This is a genomic window from Alkalibacterium thalassium (assembly GCF_900101165.1).
Classification (GTDB): Bacteria; Bacillota; Bacilli; order Lactobacillales; family Carnobacteriaceae_A; genus Alkalibacterium; species Alkalibacterium indicireducens.
Genome location: NZ_FNFK01000020.1, coordinates 1 through 11757, shown reverse-complemented (window position 1 = coordinate 11757; position 11757 = coordinate 1). Strand labels below are relative to the sequence as shown.

At 40.8% G+C, this 11757-nt stretch carries 11 protein-coding genes; 8 read left to right on the top strand and 3 right to left on the bottom strand.

The window, feature by feature from the left end:
* Positions 1-157: 157 nt before the first annotated feature.
* Complete coding sequence (locus BLR76_RS05930) at positions 158-1642, bottom strand: carbon starvation CstA family protein (RefSeq protein WP_091266717.1); 1485 nt, start codon at positions 1640-1642, stop codon at positions 158-160.
* A 275-nt stretch (positions 1643-1917) separates the two neighbouring features.
* Between BLR76_RS05930 and rpsF the strand changes: the two genes are divergently transcribed.
* From rpsF to BLR76_RS05890, 8 genes are all read left to right on the top strand, one after another.
* Positions 1918-2217, top strand: coding sequence for a 30S ribosomal protein S6 (rpsF, locus tag BLR76_RS05925; RefSeq protein WP_091266714.1), 300 nt, complete (start codon positions 1918-1920; stop codon positions 2215-2217).
* A 56-nt stretch (positions 2218-2273) separates the two neighbouring features.
* Complete coding sequence (gene ssb, locus BLR76_RS05920) at positions 2274-2816, top strand: single-stranded DNA-binding protein (protein WP_091266712.1); 543 nt, start codon at positions 2274-2276, stop codon at positions 2814-2816.
* Positions 2817-2841: 25 nt separating this feature from the next.
* Positions 2842-3075, top strand: coding sequence for a 30S ribosomal protein S18 (rpsR, locus tag BLR76_RS05915; protein ID WP_091266708.1), 234 nt, complete (start codon positions 2842-2844; stop codon positions 3073-3075).
* 180 nt (positions 3076-3255) lie between these two features.
* On the top strand, positions 3256-5250 hold the full coding sequence (locus tag BLR76_RS05910; RefSeq protein WP_091266703.1) for a DHH family phosphoesterase: 1995 nt from the start codon (positions 3256-3258) through the stop codon (positions 5248-5250).
* Between the two features lie 23 nt (positions 5251-5273).
* On the top strand, positions 5274-5723 hold the full coding sequence (gene rplI, locus BLR76_RS05905; RefSeq protein ID WP_091266700.1) for a 50S ribosomal protein L9: 450 nt from the start codon (positions 5274-5276) through the stop codon (positions 5721-5723).
* A 188-nt stretch (positions 5724-5911) separates the two neighbouring features.
* Entirely contained in the window at positions 5912-7276 is a 1365-nt protein-coding gene (dnaB, locus tag BLR76_RS05900) for a replicative DNA helicase (RefSeq protein WP_091266698.1), read from the top strand.
* Positions 7277-7663: 387 nt separating this feature from the next.
* Positions 7664-7954 (top strand): hypothetical protein, encoded by a 291-nt coding sequence (locus BLR76_RS05895; RefSeq protein ID WP_091266696.1) that lies wholly within the window; start codon positions 7664-7666, stop codon positions 7952-7954.
* A gap of 198 nt (positions 7955-8152) precedes the next feature.
* On the top strand, positions 8153-9448 hold the full coding sequence (locus tag BLR76_RS05890; protein WP_091266693.1) for an adenylosuccinate synthase: 1296 nt from the start codon (positions 8153-8155) through the stop codon (positions 9446-9448).
* A 63-nt stretch (positions 9449-9511) separates the two neighbouring features.
* On the opposite strand, the gene BLR76_RS05885 is transcribed toward BLR76_RS05890, so the two are convergent.
* Positions 9512-10180, bottom strand: coding sequence for a potassium channel family protein (locus BLR76_RS05885; protein WP_091266690.1), 669 nt, complete (start codon positions 10178-10180; stop codon positions 9512-9514).
* A gap of 12 nt (positions 10181-10192) precedes the next feature.
* Positions 10193-11581, bottom strand: a complete 1389-nt coding sequence (locus tag BLR76_RS05880; protein ID WP_091266686.1) for a TrkH family potassium uptake protein — start codon at positions 11579-11581, stop codon at positions 10193-10195.
* Positions 11582-11757 lie beyond the last annotated feature (176 nt).

The window sequence follows — 11757 nt, the reverse complement described above, 5'->3', positions numbered from 1 at the left end:
TATGACGCATCCTGAATCCAGGGTGCGTTTTTTTAGATACAGCAGTATAGGAGCAAAGAATCAATATCTAGATAAGTCAATGAGCAGAAAAATAGGCAACTGCTTAAGTAAAGCAGCTGCCTGATGTTAAATTAGCTCGTTATTTTAGTCGACTGAGTTACACTCGTTCTCTTGCTGCGCGTACTTCCTGAATAGAAAGATGATCGTTTAAAAGAACATGAGTAGAGTCCAATTGCCCTTTTTGTTTAAGTCCAGAGAACCAGAAGAGACCGAGTAGTCCTATGGTAATAATCAGACCAATAATCAATGAAAGGGTGTAGTTTAGTCCTAATCCGATTTGCTCATTGAGGATATAGACAGTTACAGCGTAGAGCATGAATGAAGCTGGAACAAGAGTAACCAGATAGTTTTTACCCTTCAGGAAGAGATAACGAGTCGAAACAAGCAAAGCTATTGCAGCTGTCGCTTGATTAGCCCAGTTAAAGTAACGCCATAAGATGTTAAAGTCCATAAATGTCAGCATGATTGATAAGATAAAAATTGGGATAGTAATCATTAAACGTTTGGTAATTTCTTTTTGAGAGATGTTCAAGTAATCGGCAATAATCATTCGCAGACTTCTAAATGCTGTATCTCCAGAAGTAATCGGTAGGACTATTACACCAAGTATTGCAAATGTACCACCGACAGCCCCCAAATAATGACGAGCAATCTGTTCAACCGCTAGAGAAGCTGTACCTTCTGCAATGACTCCACTTAAAACAGGAGCTTGGTAGAAAGCCATAGCAGCGGCTGCCCAGATCATAGCGATAATACCCTCCATAGTCATCATGCCGTAAAAGACGAAGCGGGCATCTGATTCACTATCGAGTGTACGGGATATGATTGGAGTTTGAGTAGCATGGAAGCCTGACATAGCCCCACATGAAATCGTAAAGAAAATACCAGGGAATAGACTCACCCCACTAGGGTGTGTATTTCTCAGCGTAGTCATAGTCAAGTTGGGAATAGATTCTCCCCTACCAAGTATTGAAATAAAAATCGCAAAGGTACTGATAATAAGTAGAGCACCAAAGAACGGATAAATTTTTCCGATTAGTTTATCAATGGGCAGGAGAGTTGATAAAATATAATAACCAAATATAACTAGAGTTAAAAGTCCGGCTCCCATCCATCCAGGTGTCAGATTAGCTAAAAGGTTCGCCGGTGATGTCACGAATACTGTTCCGACTAAGAGAAGAAGTAAAGCGGCAAAGGCATTAACGACGTGCTTCATCATTTTTCCAAGATACCGTCCAGCCAGTTCGGGTAAGTGAGCCCCTTCATTACGAAGTGAGATCATTCCAAGCATGAAATCGTGGACGGCGCCGGCAAATATATTGCCGAAAATGATCCATAAAAATGCTGCCGGACCGTATAAAGCCCCCATAATAGGTCCAAAAATAGGTCCTGTACCTGCAATGTTAAGCAGCTGAATAAGAGCATTTTTCTTTGTGCCCATAACGACATAGTCATTACCATCTGCGAGTTCGAAGGCAGGAGTGGTACGCTTGTGCTCAATTCCGAAACTTTTCTCAATAAATTTACCATAAAAAATATAACCTAATATAAGTACAGTAATACCCAATAAAAATGTTATCAACTTAATTCCTCCATTGCATTTTTTGTAAGCGATTTAGATATAGTTTACTAAATTTATCACAATATAGGATTAACTTTTCATTATATTTAAAAGAGAAATAGGTTAGGAGTGATAAAGGCAGTAGATACAGTAGATACTTACATTAAACCTCAATAAGGACTTGCTTTGTAAGTCGCTGTATGCTATAATATTTCGGAGTGAGTACTCTTAAATGAATACTCTCCTTGCTCTTTCAAATGAAAGGGCCAAAGACCATAAGGAGGTGACAGTCAAAGATGAGTCAAACAGCTAAGTACGAATTATTGTATATTATCCGTCCTGATCTTGATGAAGATGGAAAGAAAGCTCTAGTTGAGCGTTTCGAAACTATTCTTAAAGATAACGGTGCTGAAGTTACTGAATCAAAAGACTGGGCGAAACGTCGTTTTGCATATGAAATCAAAGGATACCGTGAAGGGACTTACCGTCTGGTAAACCTACAGTCCAATGATGCAGCTGCAATCAACGAATTTGAGCGCCTAGCTCGTATCAATGACGATATTCTTCGTCATATGATCGTACGTCTGGAAGACTAATTGTTTCACGTGAAACAATAAATTATGATTGCCTTTTGATGAAAGGAGACCTTTGATTGATTAATAATGTCGTTTTAGTGGGAAGATTAACCAGAGATGCAGAATTACGTTATACTGGAAGCGGGATTGCAGTAGCAACTTTTTCCGTAGCAGTAGAGCGTCCATTCACAAATGCTCAAGGAGAACGCGAGACGGACTTTGTAAACTGTGTTGCCTGGAGAAAGACAGCAGAAACAATTTCTAACTTTACCCGTAAGGGTTCGTTAGTAGGCGTGACTGGTCGTATCCAGACTCGTAATTATACGAACAACGAAGGAAGAAAAGTCTATGTAACAGAGATCGTTTGTGAGAATTTCCAGATGCTTGAACCGAAATCTGTCACTGAGAAACGTGCGCAGAATGATGGGTCATCAAATGGTGGTGGATACTCCAATTCATCAAATTATTCAAACAACAACAGCGGTAATTATTCTCAACAAAACAACCAGAATCAGGCTCCAAGAAATAATAATCAGAACAATTATGCTAACTTCGATGAGGATCCATTTGAAAGTAACAATGATTCCATCGATATCTCAGATGACGATTTACCATTTTGATTCAAGATAAAAGGAGGATTATAACATGGCTGGACGCAGAGGCGGAAGAAAACGCCGTAAGGTAGATTTCTTTGCAGCGAATCACATCGAATATATCGATTATAAAGATGTGGACTTGCTTAAACGTTTCATTTCAGACAGAGGTAAAATTTTACCACGTCGTGTAACTGGAACTTATGCAAAAAACCAACGTAAATTAACAAAAGCAATTAAACGTGCTCGTATCATGGGCTTGTTGCCATTTGTTACTGAAGATTAAACTAAATTAATATTATCGAGCTGTGACAGTGTAATAACTGTTGCAGCTCTTTCTTTTCTCATTCTTTTCGTTGGCATAAGATGTTTCACGTGAAACACATTCTCGCCAAATGCTTATCATATATAGAATAGATGGGCGAAAGATGATAGAATAAAGGAAAATGGGCTAAAAGGAGAAACTATGAACAATAAATTGAAGGAAGACAGTCTTCCAAAGTTTCTGAAAGACCCGTCATTACGTCTGATTATATTTTTTGCCCTTGCCATACAATTGATTATGACGCTGCTGAGTTTTATCGCGTATCTGTGGCTTGGAGCAATCATGTTGGTTCTCTTTGTTATTACTCTAATAGTTTTCTGGCGTATAGGGAATATCTATATAAAAGAGCTCAATGAATACATCAAGAATCTTTCTTACCGAATTAAGCGTGGTGAGCAGGAAGCTCTGATTAAGATGCCTATTGGAATCCTTTTATTGAATGAAAAGAATCAGGTCGAGTGGTTGAACCCCTATATGCAGACACAGTTGGCAAAGACTGATAATGTTCTGGGTGAGACACTTGAAGAGATCCATGAAGAATTATTCGACTGTTACAGCGATTCATCGAACCACAATAATCTGATTGAATGGGAAAATAAAATCTACCAGGTTACTGTTCAGAAAGACATCCATGCGATTTATCTTATGGATATTACTGAATATGCCACGATTAAGGAAAAGTATGAAGATGCCCGTCCAGTTGTCGGCTGGTTATTTCTCGATAACTATGACGAAATTACTCAAGGGCTTGATGACAGAGGCGTATCTGGATTCGACAGCATGCTGACCACATATTTCTCAAACTGGGGCAGGCAGCACGGAATATTCTATAAGCGGATATCTTCAGATCGTTACTTCCTCTTACTGAACAGAAAAGAACTGGAACGTCTTGAAAAAGAGAAGTTCAATATTATTGATAATATCCGAGATCGCACATCCAAAAGGAACTTGCCGTTAACAATCAGCTTGGGACTTTCCTACGGGGATGCTACCTTTGACAAGCTGGCAGACCTTGCGCAAAGTAATCTTGATTTGGCTTTAGGCCGAGGTGGAGATCAGGCAATAGTGAAAGCTGTAGATGAAGAACCCAGATACTATGGGGGCAAGACAAATCCTATGGAAAAACGGACCCGTGTCCGGTCGCGCATGATCAGTCAGGCCATGCAGAAACTGATGAACGATAGTGAACAGATATTCGTCATGGGACACAAGAATCCCGACCTAGACGCTATAGGATCTTCGTTGGGCGTTGCTAGGATAGCAATGATGCTTAAGAAAACGGTATACGTCGTAGTAGATCAGGATGACTTAAGTGATGATGTAGCCAAACTGATGAGCGAGATTCAGAAACACGAGCAGGTGAAGAAGAACATCATTTCTCCTGCCGATGCCGAGAAGCGGATAGGTCCCAATGATCTGGTCGTACTGGTCGATCATCATAAACCTGTGCTCTCAATTGCACCGAACCTGCTTAAGAAAACTAAGAAGAATATGGTTATCGATCATCACAGAAGAGGAGAAGAATTTACAGAGAATCCACTTCTTGTCTATATTGAACCATATGCTTCATCAACAGCTGAACTGATCACTGAATTGTTTGAGTATGTATCAACAGACGGTGATCCGATCAATCGAATAGAAGCTACAGCTATGCTGGGCGGAATCGTCGTTGATACAAACAACTTCAGTTTAAGAACAGGATCCAGAACGTTTGATGCAGCAAGTTATCTTCAGTCTGTAGGAGCAAATTCTACTATGATTCAGCGTCTGTTGAAAGAAGACCCTGAGAAGTACCTGCAGCGAAGCAGGTTGATCGAAACAATTGAGTTTGTTCGAGATGGAGTAGCCATTGCCAGCGGAGACAACGAGACGATTTACCCAACTGTCACCTCTGCTCAGACGGCAGATACGATGCTGAGTATGTCAGGAGTAGAAGCGGCATTCGTCGTTACTAGACGCTCTGAAGATATGGTAGGAATCAGTGCAAGAAGCTTAGGTAAGATCAACGTACAGATCATCATGGAAAAAATGGGTGGCGGGGGACATCTGTCCAATGCAGCTACACAAATTGACGGAAAAAGTGTTTCAGAAATAATAGAAGAATTAAAAGAAGTTATAAATGCTCAACTCGATTAAATAACAGAGAAGGAGACTTGACTATGGAAGTTATTCTATTAAAAGATGTTAAAGGAACGGGAAAAAAAGGTGAAGTTAAAAATGTATCTGACGGATACGCCAATAACTTTTTGCTGAAGAAAGGTCTGGCTAAGGAAGCAACTTCCGGAGCTAAGCAGGAACTGAATATGAAGAAGAAAGCTCAGAAAAGAGAAGAACAGGAAATTCTTGAAGCTGCAGAAAAAGATAAAGAAACGATTGAAAACGGCTCGATTGAAATAAAAGAAAAAGCTGCAGATGATGGCCGACTGTTCGGTTCAGTGACAACTAAGCAGATTGCAAAAGAACTTGAAAAACAGCTTGGAATAAAGGTCGACAAACGCAAAATCAATCAGTCACTTCCGATGCGTTCTGTAGGGACTCAGCACGTTGAAATTAAACTTCATAAAAAAGTATCTGCTGAGTTGACAGTTAGAGTAACAGCAAAAAACTAAAGCATGTGATACCATTAAAAGATGGCCCGACTGAGGTTATCTTTTTTTAATCAAGACGTATCTGGAACCTGGCAGTAATGTTTCACGTGAAACATTAAATATTAAACGTATGTTCCCTTATATACAATTTTATGAATATGATGTAAAATAGAGAAACAGTTAAGTTAAGAAAAGGAGCTACCAGAAGAATGGAAATGATAGGCGATCGCTTACCTCCACAGAATATAGAGGCTGAACAGTCTGTTTTAGGGTCCGTACTATTAGATCCGGAAGCATTAATACCTGCGATGGAATATGTTGAAGCGTCTGATTTTTATCGACGCGCTCATCAGCTTATTTTCCAGGTCATGGTAGACTTGAATGAAAAAAATGAAGCAATAGACGTTGTGACTATTGCAAATAGTCTAGAAACGAAGAGCTTGCTTGAGGATGTTGGCGGGACTCCGTATTTGGCTGAAATAGCGGGCATGGTGCCGACTGCTGCGAATGTGGACTATTATGCCAAAATCGTCGAGGAACGCTCCATATTGCGTAAATTGATCCAGACAGCAACTGATATTGCATCGAAGGGGTATCAGGAAGCTGATGATGTTCCTAATCTTCTTGATGAAGCAGAAAGAAGCATTCTCGAAGTATCGGAAAAACGCAGCCGAAGTGGATTCGTCTCGATCGAATCAGTCTTAAGAGACACAATTAACAATATAGATGAACTGTTTCAGAATGATGATGACATTACTGGGATATCTACCGGGTATAAGATGCTTGATCAGATGACTGCTGGCCTCCATGAGGATGAGTTGATCATTCTTGCAGCCCGTCCCGGTGTCGGAAAGACAGCTTTCGCTTTAAATGTAGCTCAGAATATTGGGACGAAAACGGATGAAAATGTTGCAATCTTCAGTCTGGAGATGGGAGCGGAGCAGCTGGTCAATCGAATGCTCTGTGCTGAAGGAACGATCAACGCTTCCAATCTTAGAACCGGACAGCTTACTGAAGAAGAATTCGAGAAACTCTTCGTTGCCATGGGTAGCTTATCTAAAGCTAACATCTATATTGATGATACCCCTGGAATCAGGACAGCTGAAATACGGGCAAAATGTCGTCGACTGAAACAGGAAAAAGGGGATCTTGGCCTTATTGTCATTGACTACCTGCAGCTGATTGAAGGTAGCGGGAAAGAGAGCAGGCAGCAGGAAGTATCAGAGATCTCCCGTCAGCTGAAAAAACTGGCCAAAGAACTCTCAGTACCGGTCATTGCCTTGTCTCAGCTGTCACGCGGTGTGGAGCAGAGACAGGATAAACGTCCAATCTTAAGTGATTTGAGAGAATCCGGGTCAATTGAGCAGGATGCCGATATCGTGGCATTCTTGTATAGAGATGACTACTATAGAAGTGAAGACGACGAAGAAGACGATGAGACAGAAGATAATGTTGTTGAAGTCATTCTTGAGAAGAACAGATCGGGAGCCAGGGGAACCTGCAAGCTGCTGTTCATAAAAGAATATAACAAGTTCTCTTCCATGTCTTATTACCCTGAAAACCAGATATCATAGGTCAAACAGATTTCAAACGGTCCTTTAGAACAGAAGACCGAATGGAATCTGTTTTTTTGAAACAATTATTTACGCAAATTTAAAAACAATTGTTATGATAAATCATACATTTGATTTGTGGGGTGATCGTTATGACTAATAATGACCGGCTTGTGCTACATGTTGCCGTCCATTGTCTTTTCTAGTATGACTATCGCATTGACTGCATGATCTCTCAGACAAGCTAGCTATCATTATAGGATTTATCGTCGGCTATCTCGTCCTGTATCTACCTAAAGTCAAAGTGCCATTATTTCTCAATTCAAGCAAGAGAACTTTATTAATACCAGTTTTGTCTGGCTGCTTTATCTGATCATGGCTTATCCGACTTCTATTTTGTGAGGTTTGGTGGGAATCACAGAATCAACCCTTCCCTATGCGTTCAGATATCCCTTTAGAATCATTGGATCTAATATGATCGGTGGGGCGATCATGATGGGTTTCGGCCTATCTACAGCGGGGGTATCAGGCGTATGCGGTATGCCGATGACCAGTAAATTAGCTATTTTCATTTCCGCTATTCTAGTGGGTACAGTACTTTCTGTCCCTCTTCAGATTCCAGTCAAGAAGCCTTTAGATCAGTCATCAGCTGTGATTACCGCTGATGACGACGAGCTTGATTTCGAAATTACACTTTAATTGACGATTTAGGGTTCACATTTAACAGATGTGTGGTAAAATAATGAACGTTGTTAAAACTAAATCAATTAATGTTAGGAGAATGCCTCCGTCTATGTTGAAAAAGGATTCAATTGAGCTGAAAGTCTCTTTGTATACTTTAATAGACGAACGGGGGATTCTCTTTTTTTGTTGGAAAATTATAGAAGAGGTGGATAAATGACATCGGTCGTAGTAGTAGGGACACAATGGGGAGACGAAGGAAAAGGAAAGATTACTGATTTCCTGAGTGAAAGTGCAGAGGTCATTGCACGTTATCAGGGAGGAGACAATGCCGGACATACCATTAAGTTCGATGGGGTCACATACAAGCTTCACCTGATTCCTTCAGGTATTTTTGCGCAGGATAAAATCAGTGTCATCGGTAATGGTGTAGTCATCAATCCTAAGTCACTGGTTAAAGAATTGAAGTACTTGCATGACAGAGGTATTTCGACAGATAATTTGAGAGTATCCGACCGCGCACACGTCATTCTTCCTTATCACATCAAACTGGATCAGCTTCAGGAAGATGCCAAAGGTGACGATAAAATCGGAACAACAATCAGAGGAATCGGTCCTGCCTACATGGATAAAGCGTCCAGAGTTGGTATCCGTATTGCGGATCTGCTGGACAAGGATATCTTCAGAGAACGTCTGAAAATCAACCTAGCTGAGAAAAACTCATTCTTCACCAATGTCTATGGTTCAGAAGCCCTTGATTTTGAAGATATTTTTGAAACCTATTATGCATACGGACAGCAGTTCAAGCAGTATGTCTGTGATACATCCGTGGTCCTTAATGATGCACTTGATGGCGGCAGACGAGTGCTGTTTGAAGGTGCACAAGGAGTTATGCTGGATATCGATCAGGGAACGTATCCATTCGTTACGTCTTCGAACCCTGTAGCTGGAGGCGTGACAATCGGGAGTGGTGTCGGCCCGTCTAAAATCGAAAAAGTCGTTGGCGTATGTAAGGCCTATACATCACGTGTCGGAGACGGCCCGTTCCCGACTGAACTGCATGATGAGATCGGTCAGCAGATCCGAGATGTCGGAAATGAATACGGCACGACAACTGGACGTCCGCGACGTATTGGATGGTTTGACAGTGTTGTCATGCGTCATTCAAAACGCGTATCGGGGATCACCAATCTTTCATTAAACTCGATCGATGTTCTGTCAGGACTGAAAACTGTCAAGATCTGTACAGCATACGAGCGTAATGGAGAGAAGATCCTTCACTATCCTGCAAGTCTTAAAGAGCTGGGTGAATGTCAGCCGATCTATGAAGAACTGCCGGGATGGGATGAAGATGTCACTGGATGCAGAACGTTAGAAGAACTGCCTGAGAATGCACGGAACTACATCCGTCGCGTGTCTGAACTGACAGGCGTACGTATTTCTACATTTTCTGTCGGACCGGATCGCGATCAGACTAATATTCTTGAAAATGTCTGGGCACCAGTTAACTAATTACAATAATAAAGAAACAGCCTGTATGAACATCTTTCCTTCATACAGGCTGTTTCTGTCTATTTATCTTAGCTGATCTGTGTAGTCCAGGTGCTCAAAGGTGTCAGGCTTACCGATGGCTACGATGAAACTGTCAGGTTCAATTTTCTGCTCGGGTGGAACATTGATTGACAATGGACCGTCCGGAGAGGATTTCATGCCTATAACATTGATTTTATACTTCTTACGTAGATCCAGATCTTTCAAGCTTCGACCGATCCATCTTTCTGGAGCAGTAAACTCAATGATTGAATTATCCTCATCCAGATTAATGACATCCAGAATATTATTGCGCATGATATTACGAGCGACTTTAGCGCCAATTTCCTTTTCAGGTCGGATGATTTCGTCTGCACCGATTTCAAGAAGAATCTCCATATGCGTGCGATTCTTTGCTTTAGCAATAATCTTTTTAATCCCTAATTTTTTACAGTTCATTACAGCTAGAACACTTGCTTCAAAATTCGATCCGGTACCGATGACTACGGCATCACAATTGCTTAGACCTATGCTTTCGAGAAGTTCAAGATCAGTAATATTACCTTGAACAGCCTGTACTACGTATTCTTCTACTCTGTTGACATCGACGAGGTCTTTATCTACGGCGATAACATCATAGTGCTGCTCACCTAATTCTTTCGCAATAGTAGATCCGAAAACTCCTAGTCCCAGGACACCTACTGTTTTTATCATTCTATAAAACTCCTATCCAATTAAGATATTTCCGGTTGCGTACGTAATATTTTTCTGTTTTCTGTCTTTCTTGCCTAGGGCAGTAAAGATAGTGATTGGTCCTAGACGACCTACAAACATTGATAACATGATGATGCTCTGGCTATACCTTGAAAGTTCAGGTGTCAGATTTGCCGAAAGACCGACAGTACCAAATGCCGAAACGGATTCGAAGAACAAGTATTGAAGTGGAATATGCTCATCAAAGATTGTCATGAGAGCCAGGGCAATAAAGTTTAGAAGAACAAACATAACAACTATGACCAGTGCACGTTTAACAATATCCATTTGAAGGGTGCGCTTTTTGTAGTTCACATTATCGATCCCGCGTATCTCAGAGCTGATCAGTTTAACAACAAGAGCGACCGTTGATGTCTTCGCTCCCCCGGCAGTTCCACCTGGAGATCCACCAATAAACATATAGATCGTAAAGAATATGAGCGTGAATATGTGCAACTGAGTGTAGTCAAGGGTAGCAAATCCGGCAGTACGCAAGGTCACTGCTTGAAAGAAACTTGCTTGTATTTTTCCGAAAAAGCTCAGGTTACCTAAAGTACCAGCATTATTCCATTCGGATAACATGAATAGGACCATAGCTGAAACAATCAGCCAGAAAGACCACTTAATAACTAGCCTGGTATGAAGCTTCAAGCGTCTGTAAGTGCCCTTGAAATCAATCCAGCTTCGGACTGAAAGGAATTGCTTGAAATACCTGGAAACATCAAACCATACTGAAAAACCGATTCCCCCTAAGATGATCAGCAGAGGAATAACTATATTGACGAGTGGAACATCGACAAATGCTTGAAGACTTTCAGTACCCAGATTATCAAAACCAGCGTTGTTAAAGGCCGAAACAGCTAGAAATAAGGATGTAAATCCGCCTCTTCGCCATCCGAGCAAAGGAATAAAATGTAAGGAAAGCAGAAGGGCTCCGGTCAGTTCTACAACAGTTGTATATTTAACAACTGATATTAAAAATAATCTAAATCCTGTCATGTCGCTGCGATTAAGCGCCTGTTTTAAGGTTACTTCTTCTTTGATACTGACACGTCTTCCAAACTGAAGAATGATTGCAGATACTATTGTAATTAGCCCAAGTCCTCCCAGTTTAATAAGAAAAAGAGCCACGAACTGACCGAAAATATTATAGGTATAGGCTAGAGGTTCAGTGAACAATCCGGTCACCGCTACCATAGATACTGCACTGAACAAGTGATCAAAATAAGTTGCCTGAGAACTTTCCAGCTGACTGAATGGCATAGCCAATACAACGGATCCCAGTAAAATCACAACTGCAAAACTGATGATGATCTTAATGGGAATAGGCCAGTCTGAAAATCGTTTAAAACTAATAGGCATAGATCATTTCCTTCCTTAATGAGCCAATAATGTATGTAACATAATAGATAAATTTTACTCCATGCCCAGTGTAAACACAACAGCTATGTGTAAAATAGTTGTCGGAAAGTAAAATAGTAGGGCAAGAAATTAAAGTAGACAAAAAGAAAGAAGACCCTTAATCTAGAGATAACCAC

Coding starts and splice junctions, on each gene's coding strand:
- dnaB (WP_091266698.1), top strand. CDS start 5,912: ATGGAAATGATAGGCGATCGCTTACCTCCACAGAATATAGAGGCTGAA.
- rpsR (WP_091266708.1), top strand. CDS start 2,842: ATGGCTGGACGCAGAGGCGGAAGAAAACGCCGTAAGGTAGATTTCTTT.
- BLR76_RS05890 (WP_091266693.1), top strand. CDS start 8,153: ATGACATCGGTCGTAGTAGTAGGGACACAATGGGGAGACGAAGGAAAA.
- rpsF (WP_091266714.1), top strand. CDS start 1,918: ATGAGTCAAACAGCTAAGTACGAATTATTGTATATTATCCGTCCTGAT.
- rplI (WP_091266700.1), top strand. CDS start 5,274: ATGGAAGTTATTCTATTAAAAGATGTTAAAGGAACGGGAAAAAAAGGT.
- BLR76_RS05885 (WP_091266690.1), bottom strand. CDS start 10,180: ATGATAAAAACAGTAGGTGTCCTGGGACTAGGAGTTTTCGGATCTACT.
- BLR76_RS05880 (WP_091266686.1), bottom strand. CDS start 11,581: ATGCCTATTAGTTTTAAACGATTTTCAGACTGGCCTATTCCCATTAAG.
- BLR76_RS05910 (WP_091266703.1), top strand. CDS start 3,256: ATGAACAATAAATTGAAGGAAGACAGTCTTCCAAAGTTTCTGAAAGAC.